This window comes from Bradyrhizobium sp., from assembly GCF_004799445.1.
Lineage (GTDB): Bacteria > Pseudomonadota > Alphaproteobacteria > Rhizobiales > Xanthobacteraceae > Bradyrhizobium.
The window spans coordinates 1-16669 of sequence record NZ_SSNA01000192.1 but is presented as its reverse complement, the minus strand read 5'-3'; the positions used below and the strand labels follow the sequence as shown (position 1 = coordinate 16669).

The 16669-nt window shown below is 60.5% G+C and carries 11 protein-coding genes and 1 pseudogene; 8 read left to right on the top strand and 4 right to left on the bottom strand.

Annotation, left to right across the window (positions count from 1 at the left end; translation table 11 throughout):
• From E8A46_RS24480 to E8A46_RS24465, 4 genes are all read right to left on the bottom strand, one after another.
• Window positions 1-1903 (bottom strand): AAA family ATPase (locus E8A46_RS24480; protein ID WP_291566722.1); only part of this gene is annotated, 1903 nt, incomplete at its 3' end.
• 159 nt (window positions 1904-2062) lie between these two features.
• Window positions 2063-4087, bottom strand: coding sequence for an asparagine synthase (glutamine-hydrolyzing) (gene asnB / locus E8A46_RS24475; RefSeq protein ID WP_291566720.1), 2025 nt, complete (start codon window positions 4085-4087; stop codon window positions 2063-2065).
• A gap of 4 nt (window positions 4088-4091) precedes the next feature.
• A complete protein-coding gene (locus E8A46_RS24470) occupies window positions 4092-5375 on the bottom strand; it encodes an O-antigen ligase family protein (RefSeq protein ID WP_291566718.1) in 1284 nt (427 codons plus the stop codon).
• Window positions 5372-6586: a glycosyltransferase gene (locus E8A46_RS24465; protein WP_291566715.1), complete on the bottom strand. Its 1215-nt coding sequence runs from the start codon at window positions 6584-6586 to the stop codon at window positions 5372-5374. The genes E8A46_RS24470 and E8A46_RS24465 overlap by 4 nt, the downstream gene beginning before the upstream one ends.
• 835 nt (window positions 6587-7421) lie before the next feature.
• Here E8A46_RS24465 and E8A46_RS24460 point away from each other — a divergent pair.
• The 8 genes and pseudogenes from E8A46_RS24460 to E8A46_RS24425 form a co-directional block, all read left to right on the top strand.
• Window positions 7422-8141, top strand: coding sequence for a sugar phosphate nucleotidyltransferase (locus E8A46_RS24460; RefSeq protein ID WP_291566714.1), 720 nt, complete (start codon window positions 7422-7424; stop codon window positions 8139-8141).
• 65 nt (window positions 8142-8206) lie between these two features.
• Entirely contained in the window at window positions 8207-9343 is a 1137-nt protein-coding gene (locus E8A46_RS24455) for a DegT/DnrJ/EryC1/StrS family aminotransferase (RefSeq protein ID WP_291566712.1), read from the top strand.
• Window positions 9340-10038 (top strand): sugar transferase, encoded by a 699-nt coding sequence (locus tag E8A46_RS24450; protein ID WP_291566710.1) that lies wholly within the window; start codon window positions 9340-9342, stop codon window positions 10036-10038. The genes E8A46_RS24455 and E8A46_RS24450 overlap by 4 nt, the downstream gene beginning before the upstream one ends.
• Window positions 10039-10056: 18 nt before the next feature.
• A complete protein-coding gene (locus E8A46_RS24445) occupies window positions 10057-11064 on the top strand; it encodes an SDR family NAD(P)-dependent oxidoreductase (protein WP_291566725.1) in 1008 nt (335 codons plus the stop codon).
• Window positions 11065-11155: 91 nt separating this feature from the next.
• Window positions 11156-12859, top strand: a complete 1704-nt coding sequence (locus tag E8A46_RS24440; RefSeq protein WP_291566708.1) for a tetratricopeptide repeat-containing glycosyltransferase family protein — start codon at window positions 11156-11158, stop codon at window positions 12857-12859.
• Window positions 12856-13647, top strand: coding sequence for an adenylyl-sulfate kinase (locus E8A46_RS24435; protein ID WP_291566706.1), 792 nt, complete (start codon window positions 12856-12858; stop codon window positions 13645-13647). Before E8A46_RS24440 ends, E8A46_RS24435 begins: the two co-directional genes overlap by 4 nt.
• 396 nt (window positions 13648-14043) lie before the next feature.
• Window positions 14044-16032 carry a tetratricopeptide repeat-containing sulfotransferase family protein gene (locus tag E8A46_RS24430; RefSeq protein ID WP_291566704.1) on the top strand — a complete coding sequence of 663 codons (1989 nt, stop codon included), beginning with the start codon at window positions 14044-14046 and terminating at the stop codon, window positions 16030-16032.
• Between the two features lie 42 nt (window positions 16033-16074).
• Window positions 16075-16669, top strand: a pseudogene (locus E8A46_RS24425) (hypothetical protein); the annotation flags it as partial.

Below are 16669 nucleotides of genomic sequence, written 5' to 3'. Positions count from 1 at the left end.
CGTCAGGGGCAGGTGAAGCTTTCCCGTAGTTCGAGAAATATTCGCCCGTGTAGCCATATCCATAAGACGATTGCTTTTTCAGGTCGACTTGCGAAATCAGCGCGCTCACGTGCCGAAGCTGCTGCGCCTGGGCGCGGTTGGGTCTACGCAGCAGGTCCAGTGCGTTCTGCGCGAGCTCTCGCGGTGTGCTGCCCCATTTGACTACGAAGAGGTTCTCGTCCGCCATAGCAGCGAGCAACCGCGTCTCGGTGCTGCCGAGCACCGGCGGACTGTCGATGATCACGTAATCGTAATTCCGGCGCAACTGGCGCAGCAGACGCGGCATCTTGTCGCCGTCGAACAGTATCAGCGGATCAAAGGAACTTCGGCTCATCGGCAAACAATCAAGCCCCAACTTCGGAATAGACTGGATTACGTCTGCCGGCGTGCGGTTCTTGAGCAGGATGTCAACAATTCCCTGTCCGGCTTCGCCGCCCAGTTCACGCAGGATCGATGGATGCTTGAAGTCCAGATCGACTAAGAGAACACGTTGCCCCAGCCGGGCCAGGCAGACCGAAAGGCTCACCGCCAGCGTGGTCTTTCCCTCCGCAGGCAAGCTTGAGGTGATCAGGATTACTTTCGATGGATGAAATGGCGACGCCAGGTGTCCAGTTGCTACGATCGAACGAATGGCCTCGGCATAGGCAGCAAACGGGTTGGTTTCCAGATGCTGATGCAATCGGCGGGTTCTATCCATTTCCGCGACCTGCGGAACCAGCCCGAGGCAGGAGACGCCGAGCGCCGTATTGATTTCCTTCTCGCTCCTTAGCCCGCGGTCAAGGCTCTCCAGAATGACGGCCAGTAGCGATCCGCAGATTAGAAACACGATCAGCGCGGGAAGGATGAACAGGAACGGATTCGGAGAGCTCGGCCGGTCCGGTGTCGCGGCCAGCGACAGGATATACGCGCCGGACGTGATGTTCTCTTGCAGGTCCCGGATCTCCTGCTGGCGGCGCAGCAGCGTACGATAGAGCTGTCCCTTTGCTACCGCCTGGCGTTCGAGCTCCTGCAGATGTTGATCTGATTCACGGGTTGTGCTCGCCTGCTTCGCAGCGTCGAGTCTTTGCCGCATGAAGGCCTGTACGGCTGTGCTGGATCGTTCAACCTCGATCTTCACGTCTGCAATGCGACTGTCGAGCCGAGTCAATTCGCTGCTGGTATATGCGCGCTTTTGTTCACCCTGACCCTCGACGTACAGCTCGGCAATCCGGTTGGCGATGGTCCTGGCTGCGTCGGGGTCCGTCGATGTGTAGCTAACGGTGATGACGCGGGAGCGTCCTTCTTGGTTGACCCTGAGGTGGCGTTCCAGTTCGTCGACGTTCAGCGTCGGTTCTCCACTGCTGACCCCTCTTACCCAAATGCGCAGGCGGTGTGCCAACTCCCAAGGGCTCGGCAGCCAGCGCGCCGAGGTGGCGTGCCGCGGCTCGCGATCCGCGACGCGTTCGGTCTCGATCCGACGAACGGCGGGCGCTGCCGTCTGCAATTGCGGGTCTTCCTGCAGATTGTCGGCGACGTGCTGCAGGTGATCACGAGCGAGAAGGATGGTCACGTGGGTCTCGATGCTGCCCTCATCCTTGGGGAGAGCGGCGGCCTGAGTGCTGCTGGAAGGCGGATCGATCGCGATCTGTGCTTTCGCGGTATATTTTGGCGGCATCAACAACCCAACTGTAAACACCAGCATCGCACCGCAGAGTGCCATGGTCAGGATGAGGCGTTTTCGGCGGAGCAGGAGATTGACGAGTTCAAGGAAGTGAAGTGGGTCGGCCGTAGACCTGTCAGTTGTCCATCGCGCGGAACTCGCATTTTTCCTCACGGGCACGGGCGGCTTGGTTTCCTCAGTCGTTAGATCCCAATGTATATTCATTGCCGACCTCTTGATTCATCTGCCGCTGGTGCTCTGGAGTTCTTGTGGTGTTGGTTCAGGAAAGGAGCGGCGCGGCGCCTAATCATTCTGCGCCGGGCTGATCGTTGGCCCTGACAGGCGATCGACGGGCCCAGGGCGACGAGCTTGATGTGGGGTGATCTAGCCATAGGCTCTCAAACTCCTTGTTTGAGGCGTCAAGGACGTCTCCGGCTCGTCGGCCGCGAAAGAAGACTGCGGCAATTTCGAATTGCGAGCGAAGTCGAGCCAGGCCTGAACCATTAGAATGGCCCACAGTTCACCCGACCGATCCCTTCGTCCGCTGAGATGTTGCTGCCAGCAGGCCTGAATGCGGCCGGAATGAAGCAGGCCCTCGCGCCGGATGCGTGCCCCGTCAAGCAACTCCTCCGCCCAGCCGCGCAAAGGGCCAGGCAGCCATTCGCCGATAGGGACATTGAAGCCTTGCTTCGGCCGTTCGAAGAGGGCTTCGGGCAGGTAGCGGCGGAGTACGCGCCGCAATGGCCTTTTGCCCTGGCCGCCGCGGATCTTGACGGCGGTGGGCAGGCGCCATGCAAGCTCGACGACGCGATCATCGAGAAACGGACATCGTGCCTCCAGACTGGCCGCCATTGTCGCGCGGTCGAGCTTGACTAGAATGTCGCCGGTCAAATAGCCGGCCATGTCCCGATAGATGAGCCTGCCAACCGGATCGGGGAGCGGCGGGACGTCGGCCGGATCGGCGGCTCCCGGATCGAGAACCACGGACGGCGAACCGAACGTTGTCAACTGGTTGTAACGCTCTTGTTCGTCCGCAGCCTCGAGCGCGCGCGCGAATTTCTGCAGGTTGGTGCCGTTCGAGGTCGGACGAAGCGCGGCCGGTATTTGAAGAATCCGGAAGATCTCCAACCACGCTTGTGGCGTCAGCTGGAGTAGTGCAGAAGCCGCCAATCGGCGCAGGCTGGAAGGGAGCCGAAACAGAGCGGCGAGCCGCGCCAGCATGAAATGTCGCGCGTATCCGCCAAAACACTCGTCGCCGCCGTCTCCGGACAATGCGACAGTGACATGCTGCCGCGCCAGTCGCGAAAGAAGCAAAGTGGGAATTTGCGATTCGTCGCCAAACGGTTCATCCCAAATCTGCGGCAGATCCGGGATCACCGCGCAGACTTCCGCAGGCGTCAGGCGAAATTCGGTGTGGTCGGTGCCAAAATGCCGCGCCACTTCTGATGCGTGCGCAGCCTCGTCATATTGGGCTTCGCTGAAGCCGATGGTGAAGGTGCGAATGGGACGCGACGATTGCGCCTGCATGAGCGCGACGACCGTTGAGCTGTCAATCCCTCCGGACAGGAAGGCGCCAAGCGGCACGTCGGCGACCATTCGTTGCCGCACCGCGCTCCGGAGCAGCCGATCAAGCTCGGTATCGAGCTCGGATTCATCGAGCGTGAGCGGATACCGCTGCCCGGTTTCCGCGACCGCGGCCAGCGACCACCAGCACCGAACCCTTCCCCGCAAGCTTTCGACACTTGCCGTCTCCAAATCTTCGGCCTGTACCGAGAGCATCGTTCCGGGCGGCAGCTTGAAGACGCCCTTCCAGATGCAATGTTGGTCCGGCATCCAGCCCTGGCGAAGCATCATCGCCAGCGCCCGCGTATCGACCGTTGGGCGGAAATCGGGATAGGCCAGAATCGCCTTCAGTTCGGATGCGAACAGCAGCGTTCCATTGGCAAGTGCGATATACAGCGGCTTTTTGCCCATGCGATCGCGGACGAGGTGCAGAACGCGATGTTTGCGATCCCAGACGCCGGCGGCAAACATCCCGGAAAATTTCTTGAGCGCTTCCTCGATGCCGTAGCTTTCGAACGCGGCCAGCATGACCTCGGTGTCGCCATCGCTGCGGAAACGATGGCCTTTGGCGGCTAGTCCCGGCCGCAGGCTGGCGAAATTGTAAATCTCGCCGTTGAACGTCATGACGAGGTTTTTATCGGCCGACAGCATCGGTTGGTGGCCGGCGTCGGACAGATCGACAATCGCGAGGCGACGATGGCCAAGAGCGATGCCGCCCTCGCGATCGAGCCAGATGCCACCGCTGTCGGGCCCGCGATGATGGAGCGTCGCGGCCATCGGATCGATCGCCGCAAGATTGCGAGGGTTCGTTGCGCGTGTGACCAGAATGCCTGCGATGCCGCACATCTCGTCAGCTCCACCGGTGCGCCAGTGACGCCTTGCGGCCTTCCGCAGCGACCAGGCAGATTGCGATGGCAAACCAGAAGGCCGGGTGGCGGACAATCAAATGGAAAATGCTGAAGATCGTCAGTCCGCAAAGCAGCACCGTTAGTCCATCCAGCCTCGTTCGGTAGGTCAGCAGGACCGTGGCCCCAACCAGCCAGACGAGGCTGAGGACGGCCAATAGTCCACCCTGGGTGAGGATATCGAGCAGCGTATTGTGGGCCTCGAAGTTCGGCGTGCCGTTCACTTTGGGATGCTCGAGAAATCTAGGCTCTCCCAATGATTCCTGTCGTCCTGCGCGAATCCAGGATGGTATCGGAAGGTGTGGACCCGGCCCCAAACCGAGTAGTCCTGATTCAAGTCCGCGATCGATCGCTTGCCGCCAGGTCTGGAGTCGGATCTCAGCGGTTTTTTGCGTATCCTGCTGGTCGCCCTTCGCCAAGTCGCCGAGAAATCCTTGGCCCTCGACCGCGAGGGAAGCACCGAACGGAGCGGCGGAGGCCAATAGCAGCGGCACCGCGAGGATAGCGATCCATGCGGAGGCCGAGCGGACGGTGAGCCTTGGTTGATGGGAAAGAAGCCATGTTCGCAGCTTGAGCGCGATGAAGATCGGACCGGCCGCCAAAAGGACAAGACTGAAGGTATCGCCCTTGGTGAGCCGTCCGGCGTAAACGGGAAGAATGGCAGTTCCGATGGCAGCGATCCGCGCAGGGGTGCTGGTTGCGACGTCGGCGAGATGCAGGGATAGAAGTCCGAGCACGGCGCAAAGTATAGCCAGCTGGTTCGGGTTCTCTGACCAGCCACGCAAGCGATCCCAATACCAGGGATCGATCGATCCTGCGCTGACCCATCCCCACGCTTGGACGACCTGCACAGCGAGGGTAGCCGAGCCGATAGTCACCAGAAGCCAGGCGACGCGATGCAGGCGGGATTCTGCATCTGTCCCCACGACGCAAAGGATGCTGATGGCGGCGAGCAGCGGGTAGGCCATCACGTCGTGCATGAACAACGATTGATCGTGAACATCCCCGATCGCAAAACCGGCAAGCGTGCCGATGCTCTGGGCCACGGCAAAAAGCAGCCAGAAGATGACCAGCCGGGAAAGCGCCGGTGTGAATCGAGGCCCAAGCTGCACCGTCTCGCGGCCGAGCATCAGGCCGATCCAGATCACGAGGCAAATCTCGCCGGCAGGCCGCAGCTGGGACGCGGTCGACAGCAGAATTCCCAGCACCAGCAGCAGGTCTCGCTTCATGAAAACCTCTCTTTTCCGAGCGAACCGTGGTCGTGGCCTTTCCTGGCCATCTGCAGTTGGCTTCGAAGAGGATCATCGAGCAGTTCGTTGTAGGCCGCGACATAGCGGGCAACGGTTAGATCGAGATTGAACTCCTGCCTCACCAGTTCTGCGGCGCGCCTGCCCATCGCGCGTCCAGTGGAGCGATCGTCGAGCAGGTCGATAATTTTCGTTGCCAGCAGGCGCGGCGAGTGCGGTGGAACCAGAAAGCCGCTCCAGCCGTCGCGAACCACGTCGTTGCAGCCAGGCATATTTGTCGCCACGATGGGCAGCCCGGCGAGCGCCGCCTCGAGCAACGCTCGGGGCACGCCCTCGCGATACTCGGTAGGGAATGCGAACACGTCGGCGGTTTTGAGCAACGAGGGGACGTCCGATCGCATGCCGGTGGCAATAACGTAGGGGGCATGGCGGTCGAGCTCGGCCTGTGTCACCGCCAACGGTCCTTCGCTCTCGCGCGGGCCGACAAGCAGGAAACGGACGGTTGGGCGCACCTCGTGAATCAGCGCCGCGGCCTCAAGCAGCGCCGGAATTCCCTTCTGCCGGGTGAGGCGCGTGACGGTGATGACGATTTCGCTGTCTTTGAGCCCGAGCGACCGGCGCAGGTCGGCTGGTGAGGGCCCCGCTGACGCCGCCTGCTCAAATCGCCCGACATCGATCCCCGATCCGGGAATGAGCCGGCTCAATCCCTTGCCGATGATCGCGTAACGTTCGAAAAACGTCTGGTCATCGCGATTCTGAAACACGGTCATCGCCGTCCTTCGCGCCGCCAACCGCTGGAGCGCGAGGTAGACGGGCCGGAGCGTCAAGGCCAATGCCGAGCCCGACGAGTAGATCCAGCCGAGTCCGTTGATCGTTCGAATAACGGCGACACCATCGCTGCTGCGCGCCGCGAGTGGAACCAGCAGATTCGGTTTCGTGTCGAAGCATTGAACGAGATCGGGACGGACGTCGGCGATCAGGCATGCGAGCAATCTGACTGCGGTCAAATCGGCTAGCGGATTCACAAACCGATCGAAGCGGAACGAACGATACTCGATCCCGGCGCGTGCGAACGGGGTGCCGTCTCCGGTGCCGGCCGCAGTCACCCTGACGCCGCGATGGCCAAGGGCGAGCAGGAACGGAATCCGAAGATGATGATCCTCTCCTCCGATGCAGAGCAAACGCGGGGTCAAGGCGTGATCCTCCTCGCTGCGTTAGCGGGACGGGCTCCGGTCGGAGCTATGTTCGGAGTTATGTGGTGAACCGGCACGCCGCAGACCGTCTGTTCTAGCCAAGGGGCCCTGCGGACCAGGCAGTCGATGCAAAACAAAATATTCAAATCCATGACACGCCTCGCAACTCGAGAGACGGCATCATCAAACACTAAGCAATTGATGCAGCACGGCGAAACGTTACCAATATTGGCCTCGAAAGCATCGGTGCATTGCGAGGTACTCAGAAGGGGGTATTCACCTTCCTACTTGCCGGAGATGAGACGAGGGTGTCGACGGCACGTATCGGGGTGTCGAATTTTCAGTTTGGAATCGCGTCGCGGCTTGCCGCTTTGCGGGTCGGCAAGCCGAAACGCCCCGAGATCTGCGGCACCGGGACCGATCGGGCTGCGCGGAAGAATCTCGAAATATGTGCTGCGGCATTTGCGCGACCGTGTCGCTTTCGCGTACGCGTATCGCGAAGATGCGGTTGCTGCCCGGCTTTCGGGCATCGTTCCTGCAGAATTCCGAGATACGAGAGCACATTGTTCCACATCATCGTTCCACATCATCGCGATCCGGATACGTGGACGGGTTACCCACTTCGACGTAGCGCGGCGAGCGCGTTGTTGCTCGCGGCTAGCGGGTGGTAATGCGCCTTAGCCATGCGCACGGATGGCGAGCCAGCTAACATCAAGGGTCTGTTGAGGATCATATTGAACAGAATGCGCATTTGCAGTGAGAATATTTTAGTCGGCTATGGCCAGTCGGGTGCGAGCGGAGAGCAACAAAATACGAGTAATATGGGAGTACCAAAATGAAAGCAGTTATCCAGTGCGGCGGAAGGGGCATGCGTTTGCGCCCGCACACATCCATTTTGCCAAAACCACTTATGCCGATTGGAGCCCGACCTGTGCTCGAGCTATTGCTCAAGTGGCTCAGACGGAGCGGCATCAAGGACGTTTTCATTACGACCGGATACCTGGGTCACCTCATTCGCAGCGTTTGCGGCGACGGCAGTCAATGGAACATGCAGATCACCTACACGCAGGAAGTAGAACCGCTTGGAACCATCGGTCCGTTGTCACTCCTGCGCGAACAGCTCGACGTGCCGTTCCTGGTTCTTAACGGCGATGTACTTACCGATCTTAACCTCAACCAGTTCGTGAACAGTCATCGGCGACATCACGGGACTCTTACCATCGCGACTGCCACCCGTCTCACCAAAATGGACTTTGGTGTGATCGACGAGACGGACGGACGTGTGTTCGGATTTCGCGAGAAGCCTGAACTGTCGCATCTCGTCAGCATGGGCGTTTACTGCATGGATCCTGCAGTTCTCGAACGTATCCCCTCGGGTGTGCCATTCGGATTCGACGATTTGATGTTCCAGATGCTGGAGGAGGAGATACCTGTGAACGTATTCAAGCACAACGGCATGTGGCTCGATATAGGCCGAGTGGAGGACTTCCATAAAGCTCAGGAAGTCGCTTGGGACGAGCAGTCGCCCGCATTCGCGCCAACCATCGCAGCTTGAAGCAATGCCGCATGTCGCGGTGATTGCCCCGGCCAGTTAAACGCTCGATCAGATCGGGATCGCACATGTTGTTGGTATCAGAGCCCATCTTGGGGGCGGAGGAAAAAGCTGCTTTGGTCGCTGTAATCGACAGCGGCTGGGTTACGATGGGAGACCGGGTCGAGGAATTTGAACAGGCTTTCGCCCGCCTGCATCAAGCCGAAGAGTCGGTAGCCGTTAGCTCTTGCACTGCTGCCCTCCACCTAATCCTGTACGCGCTCGGCATTGGACCAGGCGATGAAGTCCTTGTTCCATCGCTGACGTTTGTCGCCACCGCCAATAGCGTGCGCTATGTCGGGGCGCGGCCGGTCTTCGTCGATATCGAGTCGCCGAAAGTTCCCCTGATCTCGTTGGATGAGGCTGAAGCCAGGTGCACTGCGAGAACCAAAGCCGTCATCATCGTGCATTTCGGCGGCTATCTGGCGCAACGTGACGCTTGGCAGTCCTTCGCGCGACGCAGGAATTTGCTCTTGATCGAGGACGCCGCGCATGCGCCGGGGCTGCCAGCTGCCGGGACCATAGGCGAAGCGGCGGCATTCAGCTTTTATGGCAATAAGAACATGACGACCGCTGAGGGAGGCGCGATCATTGCCCACTCCCGATCATTGAGAGAAACCATCAGGCGAGCGCGTTCTCATGGCATGACAAGCAACACGCGGCAGCGCCTCGACAGTCGCAGTTCAGATTACGATGTCACGATGCTTGGATTCAACTACCGTATGGACGAGTTGCGAGCTGCCGTCGGCCTCGCGCAGCTCAAGAGATTGCCGGAATGGAATGACATCAGACGACGGCTGTCGCTGCAATATCGCCGGCTCATTGCTCGGCTGTGCCCGTCGGTAACGGTGCCATTCGCGGATCCATGGCCATCGGCGCATCATCTGATGCCGGTTCTGCTTCCGACCGCAATCAGTCGGCAGGCCATCGTCGACGAGCTGCGCAAGCGAGGCGTTCAGACCACCGTCCATTACCCCCCAGTGCATCGCCTGACATTTTACAAGAACCTTTGTCCGGAGTTTCATTTGCTGCGAACCGAGGAATTTTCCCGACGGGAGCTCACACTGCCGCTCCATCCCAGGATGACCCCGGAGACTGTCGAATTCGTCGTGAATTCGCTCGCAGCCGCACTGGGTGCAGAGCTTTCGATGGAGGCAACCGCATGACCATGCGCGACGCGGCGGACGAGTTCTCCCGGCCATCTTTCGGGATCGATGTCGGCTTGCGGCGTACCCTTGATATATTGTGTGCTGCGGTAGCAACATCCCTTCTCACACCCGTCATGTTGATCGTGGTGATTACGATATGGATCGAAAGTGGAGGGCCGATCCTGTTCTCGCAGCTTCGTCTGGGACAGCATGGACGGCCGTTTCGAATGTACAAGTTTCGCAAATTCAGACCCGACTGCGACAACAACGGATGCCCGCTTACGATCGAAGAAGACGACCGTCTAACGGCAGTCGGCCGCATCCTTGCCGCAAGCAAGCTGGACGAGTTGCCGCAACTCTGGAACGTTCTGCGGGGTGATATGTCGCTGGTGGGGCCACGACCCGAGTCACTTGCTTTTACCGACTGCTTCCGCAACGGGTTCGAGAAGGTTCTCGATCACAAGCCCGGCCTTTTCGGCCCGTGCCAGATCATGTTTCGACATGAAAGCAGGCTCTTTCCCGCCGATATCGCTGCGGTGGAGTTCTATCGGCAGGTTCTGTTCCCTGCCAAAGCGAAAGTCGACCTCGCGTATTTCTCGCAGCGAACGCTCATTTCCGATCTCGGTTGGATTCTTCGAGGAGCCTGGATGATCGCGGCGGGGTCGCGGATCGAAGCGGGGCTTGGAGGTCAGTCAAACGTTTCCAGAAGATGAGGCGAGACATCGATGGCTATGAGCTACCTTGGTGCCAAGATCCTCGTAACCGGAGCGGACGGTTTCATCGGTTCGCACCTGACAGAAGCCCTTGTTTCGACGGGAGCCGAAGTTACCGCGCTTGCTCAGTACAATTCCTTCGACAGCCATGGTTGGCTGGACGATCTGCCGGAGCAGATCCGGGGGAAAATCAATCTTGTCCGCGGCGACGTCCGCGATGCAGCTTTCATCAATCGCCTCGTGCACGGTCACGAAATCGTTTTTCATCTCGCAGCACTGATTGCGATACCCCATTCGTACATCGCGCCGCAATCCTATGTGGAAACCAACGTGCTCGGGACCTTGAACGTTCTCGAAGCGGCCCGGCAACACGGTACCGAACGGATCGTGCACACATCGACGAGCGAAGTTTACGGCACCGCCCTAACAATGCCGATCGATGAGTCCCATCCGCTGCAGGGACAATCGCCATACTCGGCTTCCAAAATAGCCGCGGACATGATGGCGGAGGCATTCGCGAGGTCGTTCGGCGTACCAGTCCTAATCCTCAGGCCATTCAACACATTCGGGCCACGACAAAGTGAAAGGGCCATCATCGGCACCATTATCCGACAGGCGCTCGATCCTTCGTGCGCCGCGATCATGGTGGGCGACGCGACGACCGTGCGCGATCTCACGTTCGTTACGGATACTGCTGCTGCATTCATGACTGCGGGTCTCGCCGAAGGCGTGGAATTCGGTCAGGCATATAACGCCGGCAGTCAGCGGGCGATCAAGGTCGGCGATCTGATCGACCTCATCATCGACCTGACATCCTGCCACAAGCCTGTGCTTCAGGAGAACAAGCGTCTGCGGCCACCGAATTCGGAAGTGCGAGCGCTGCTCGCCGATTGCGGCCGCTTCGTACGTGCGACTGGATGGTCACCGCAGGTCAAGCTGCGGGACGGATTGGAAAGGACGATCGAGTGGTGGCGTTGCCGCTTCTCCGACAAACAGGTCCGCCGGCAGATGGATTTCATCACATGATGGTCGCTCGCAATCGAGTGGCCTCGTGTTGCGGCGTGCTTGTCGTCGCACCCCCGATGGAGTGGCCCCATCATTTGGTCTGAAACGATCGATGAAAGAATACGCGCTTTCACCATTCTGCGACGAAGGTTCGCGCCCACGGCACATTCCCACCCGCGGACAAGCGGAGGTGCTCTGCGATCGATCTCCCTCGCTCAATCGTCATGACGAGAAGTCGCTGGAACCGTTGACAAGCGACGATGCATCGCCCGGACTGCAAGCTGGTGCGCCGTCGGCGATACCGAAGGTGCCGGTCCCGCTGGACGAATTGTTGAAGGTCGCCGCGGAATTCTCGGAGGAAGGAAGAATGTCCGAGGCAGAGAGGATCCTCGGTCACATTCTGTCGGCTGCTCCGGATGAGCCGTGGGCTCTGCACCAAAAAGGCGTTCTGCTCTTCCGCATGGGACGCCACGAAGCGGCGGCCGAAATGATCGAGCGCGCGATCAGTTTGGCCCCGGACGCTATGCTGTTCCGCCGCAATTTGTGTCCCATCTATGAACGGCTCGGCCGCTACGACGACGCACTGCGAGTCGGGCAGCAAACGCTCGATAGGGATTTCGACGATTTCCAGACGCTACACAACCTGGCCGTCACGCATTACCGGAAATTGGAGCTGGATCAGAGCATCGCCTGCGCTCGCCGTGCTTTGGCGCTTGATCCTGCAGCACCGGGCCCGCATTTCGAACTGGCCGAGGCACTCTTGCTGCGTGGCCAATTCGCGGAGGGCTGGAGGGAGTATGAATGGCGCTACCGGATCGCGGGCGCGCCGCCGCTCCTGCCTCCGAATAACCGCCCTCAATGGGATGGCGCGCCGCTGCCTGGCGCCACGCTGCTGCTGATCGCCGACCAGGGCTTCGGCGACACGATCCAGTTCTGCCGATATATCCCATGGGTCTGCGCACGTTGCCCGCAAGTGGTGGTCGTGGCCGACCCTCTCATGCATCCGGTGATCCGGCAGACTCATCCGGGGCTCGAATTGGTGGGCCATTGGGACCGCTGTCCGCCTTTCGATGCCTATTGTCCGCTGACCGGCCTGCCGCGCTTGCACGGCACAATCCTCGATACGATTCCCAGCAAGGTGCCTTATCTTCATGCCGATCCGGCGCGAACCGCGGCTTGGCGTGCTCGCTTGCAGGACCTGCTTCAGCCCGACATTCGCCGCATTGGTATCGTCTGGGCCGGCAGGTCAACTCACAACAATGATCTCAACCGTTCCATGAGCCTATCGGCGTTTGCGCCAATTGCTGCGTTGGATGGCGTTGCTCTGGTCTCCTTGCAAACAGGGCCGGCGCAAGGCGCGATTGCGAACTATTTCGATCGGGCTCCGCTGCTAAATCTCGGCGCTGAGATTGCTGATTTTGCTGACACAATGGCCATCATCGAAACGCTCGATCTGATTGTTACCGTGGACACCGCGGTAGCCCATCTGGCGGGCGCGATGGGGAAACCCGTCTGGATCCTGCTGCCCTATGCACCTGATTGGCGTTGGCTGCTGGAACGAAGCGACAGCCCCTGGTACCCGACCGCGCGGTTGTTCCGCCAGCCGAGCCCGGGCGATTGGGCCAGCGCGGCACGCCGGGTCGGCGAGGCTCTTTCCGAGCCGAGGCTCCAGCCGCAAAGGCTTGAAAAGCCGTGCAACCAGATCTCGCCGGGTGCCTCGCTTTATCAGGGAGGCCGCTCAGCGCCTGATCGCGCCGCTCGGGCGAAACGCTGGATGCGCAGCAAGACAGAAATATCTGGAGGCCTCTGTAGATGACTCGCAAAATCCTGATCATGGGATTGCCGGGAGCCGGCAAGACCACGCTTGCGCGGGTGCTTGCCCCCCGATTGAACGCTGTCCATTTCAATGCGGACGACGTCCGTCGCGAAATCAACAGGGATTTGGGATTTACTGCCGCCGATCGCGTCGAGCAGGCGCGCCGCATGGGTTGGCTGTGCGATCAAGTCGTCAAAACAGGTTGCTTCGCCGTCGCGGACTTCATATGCCCCACCAAGGAAGCCCGTGCCGCCTTCGAAGCGGGCCGAAGTTCCTTCATTGTCTGGGTGGATCGTGTGCGGCAAAGCCGATTCGAGGACACCGACCGGATTTTCGTCGCGCCCGAGCGATACGATTTGCGCGTCGTCGCCGAGGGGTCGGCCGAGTACTGGGCCGAGGAAGTCGCAAACCGTGTGCGGCCAGTCTTCGACACCAAACGGCCGACCGCCCTGTTCGTGGGACGCTACCAGCCTTTCCACAATGGCCACCGGGCCTTGATCATCGAGGGGCTGCGGCGGGTCGGCCAAGTTTGCATCGCAGTCCGTGATACGGCAGGAACCGACGGCAGCAATCCCTTTGATTTCGAATATGTGCGAGCCCGGATCGAGCACGCGCTTCGCGAGTTCGAGGGGCGCTTTCTTGTGGTTCCGCTTCCCAATGTCACACATGTCTTCTATGGCCGCGACGTCGGCTACGCGGTGGAAAGGATCGATCTTGATCTCTCCTTGCAGGCGATCTCCGCGTCGGATGTTCGCCGCCGCCTGTCGCTCCGCGCCGAGCACCTGTGACGGTGCGTGGCGAAGGCCGCGTGGCTTGTCAAAAACACCTGCAGGCTTCCCCGTACCCGTTTACCAAGGGGCCCGTCCCGAGCGTGGGTTGGGGACGAGGCGGGCGGCTTGGGGCGAACCGACGCGCTACCCATTTCTGAGTACCGCAAGTGACTCCGCGGCAGACGGTCGTACTCCGCATGAGCCAAGTGGAGTTTTGCAAAAGCAGTATAGCGTGTTGGTCCCACCAATTTGCGTTGGAGGAAATCGAGACTTGGGACGATCACGCCGCATTCGAAAAGGCGGCGGCCGCCTGAGCTTTGGCGGAACTTCCTCGCTGGGGGAGGGGGAATCGAAACACCTGGCCGGTCACCGGCCACCTCGTACAGCCTCGAATGCCTTCGTGGGAGAGATTTGATGCAATTGGTTGCACAGCCAATTCGGGGTGAGAGACCGTTCGCTGAGAAGCGCGGCGCCGAGGAGGGTGCGCGCCCCGCTTGCCCAGCACAGGCGCCTGACGGACGATACGGGCTGGCACCCCTCGGTCGAATTGTTGTGCATGCTGCGGCGAACACGCATCAGGAGACCCTATGCGCCTGTGGCAGCGGTTTGAGGAGCTGCCGATGTTGCGAACTGGACCCCACCTTCGCTGCATCGTCTGAGGCAGCGAAGCGGGTCGATATTCTTGCTGATCGTGCGACCAAGGCGCTTGCCATCGGCGACGCCGTCGCGGCCGAGGCGGGAAGCCTCGAGGTGCTGAACATGGCCCCCCGTTTTCCGGCTGCGCTCTGGATCCTCTATCAGATCCGCCGGCGTGCGGGCCACGAGCAGGCGGCACTGGCGTTGTTGCAGCGGCTCGTCGCGGTCGCGCCCAATAACGTCGACGCCACCCAGGAATTGGCATTGCTGCTGTTCCAACGAGGCGACTTAGCCGCTGCCGAACATCACGCGCGAAATGCTGTGCGTCTCGCACCGGCACATCCGCGATCGCACAACTTGATGGGCATGATCCTGACTGAAGCTCAGCGCCCCCATGTCGGCGAGTTTCACTATCGTCGCGTCCTGGAAATAGGCGGTGCGCGCGACCCGATTCTATTGGCCAACCTGGCTTGGAACCTCAAGTGCCAGGGAAGGATCGCAGAGGCGCGCGAGTTCTACAGCGAATCCATAAAAGCGGCACCGGACGTTTTCCAAACATTGTTTGGGTGGGGCCAGCTCGAGGAAGCCGACGGCAATTTCGCTGATGCCAAGGCAAAGCTCGACCGAGCCGCAGAGATTCGCCCCGACGATCCCGGGTTGCGGGTCGCCCGGGCGACGTTGCATGCGCGCGAAGGCAAGCTCGCGGTGGCTCTGGCCGAACTCGAGCCCGATCCAGGTGACGACGAAAGTGGTCCTCCTGCCGGAGTTCGTTCGGACTCCAACGCAGTTCTCGAGAAGGGCCGGATTCTCGACAGGCTGGGGCGCTATGATGAAGCCTTCGCTTCTTTCGATGAGGCGAAACGACTGGCGCGTGAAATCACCGGAAAGGGCTATCTCGATCTCCAGGCGCGGGAGATCGCCGGGCGCCTGCGGCAGTTCTTCGTCAGTGACCGCCTGCGGTTGATGCCCATGGCGTCAGTACGGGAGGGGTCTGCGCAGCCAATCTTCATCATGGGCTTTCCACGGTCGGGGACCACGCTGGCGGAACAGGCCTTGTCCGGCCATCCAAGGATTTCGGCCGGAGATGAGCTTCCGTTCATCAACGAGCTCAGCGACACGCTTCCACGTTTGTTCGGCAGCCCATTGTCCTATCCCGAAGCGTTGGCCGAATTGTGGATGGGAGACAATCGGCGCGGACCCGAAGCATTGCGGGACACATACCTGCAGAAGGCGGAGCTTAGAGGAGTCATCAAGCAGGGCGACACTTATTTCACCGACAAGATGCCCCTGAACGAAATGCACATCGGCTTGATCTCTCTGATCTTTCCGCGATCGCCGTTGATTCACATTCTGCGCCACCCGTTGGATGTCGTTCTATCCGCGTATTCCCATCACCTGACCCACGGATATTTCTGCGCTTTTGCGCTGGAGACCATTGCGCAGCACTACGTGTTGGTCATGGACCTCGTCCATCACTATCGCGCGCAAATGGCACTGCGGTACTTGCCGGTTCGCTACGAGGACATGGTGGCGGATATGTCAGGCAGCGTGCGTCGTATGCTGGACTTCATCGGCGAGAGCTTCGACGAGCGTTGCGTCAATTTCCACAATAACCGACGTCTGCCGCACACCCCTAGTTACGCGCAAGTGACGCAGAAATTGTACGACCGGTCCCGGTTCCGCTATCGCCATTATCGGAAGCATCTGGAGCCGGTTATTCCTATCCTTAAACCCGTAATGGACCGGCTGGGCTACGTCTTGGACTAGTGCGGTCATGATTGTCACCGGCTAACGATTAAGAAGAGACCGATGTCAACGACGATCAGCAGCAGCACGACCGGTCCGGTAGTTCTGGGCACGACCGACAATCCCCTGACCATTACCAGCACGGGCACGGTGACCTCGACGGGCCCTGCCGATGGCATCGACGGGGGAACCGGCACCACCTGGACGATCACGAATGCCGGCGTGGTCTCCGCTGCCAGCGGCAATGGCGTGTCGCTGGCCGGCAGCGGCATCGTCGGCAACACCGGCTCGATTTCGGGCAAGGATGCCCTCGTGCTCAAGGCGGGCGGCAGCGTGACGAACAACGTCGGCGGGTCGATCTCGGGCCTCGGCGCGCTCGGGGCTGGATTAGGTTCCGGGGCCGGCGTCGACATCACGGGCGCTGCGGGTACGGTGACGAACAACAGCACGATCTCCGGCGTGGCCTATGGTGTCGGCTTCGGAGCCGGGGGCCTTGTGACCAACACCAGCTCGATTACGGGTGGTGAAGATGGCGTCATCATCCAAGGCGCGATCGGGACGGTTTCGAACTCCGGCAGCATCACCGCGACGGTCGACGACGGCGTCGCTCTCTTCGCCGGCGGCAGCGTGACGAATGCCTCAGGCGCTTCCATTTCCG

Bases quoted from the DNA above. Each gene is read 5' to 3' on its own strand.
- asnB (WP_291566720.1), bottom strand. From the start codon at position 4,087: ATGTGCGGCATCGCAGGCATTCTGGTCACACGCGCAACGAACCCTCGC.
- E8A46_RS24470 (WP_291566718.1), bottom strand. From the start codon at position 5,375: ATGAAGCGAGACCTGCTGCTGGTGCTGGGAATTCTGCTGTCGACCGCG.
- E8A46_RS24460 (WP_291566714.1), top strand. From the start codon at position 7,422: ATGAAAGCAGTTATCCAGTGCGGCGGAAGGGGCATGCGTTTGCGCCCG.
- E8A46_RS24455 (WP_291566712.1), top strand. From the start codon at position 8,207: ATGTTGTTGGTATCAGAGCCCATCTTGGGGGCGGAGGAAAAAGCTGCT.
- E8A46_RS24450 (WP_291566710.1), top strand. From the start codon at position 9,340: ATGACCATGCGCGACGCGGCGGACGAGTTCTCCCGGCCATCTTTCGGG.
- E8A46_RS24445 (WP_291566725.1), top strand. From the start codon at position 10,057: ATGAGCTACCTTGGTGCCAAGATCCTCGTAACCGGAGCGGACGGTTTC.
- E8A46_RS24440 (WP_291566708.1), top strand. From the start codon at position 11,156: ATGAAAGAATACGCGCTTTCACCATTCTGCGACGAAGGTTCGCGCCCA.
- E8A46_RS24435 (WP_291566706.1), top strand. From the start codon at position 12,856: ATGACTCGCAAAATCCTGATCATGGGATTGCCGGGAGCCGGCAAGACC.
- E8A46_RS24430 (WP_291566704.1), top strand. From the start codon at position 14,044: ATGCAATTGGTTGCACAGCCAATTCGGGGTGAGAGACCGTTCGCTGAG.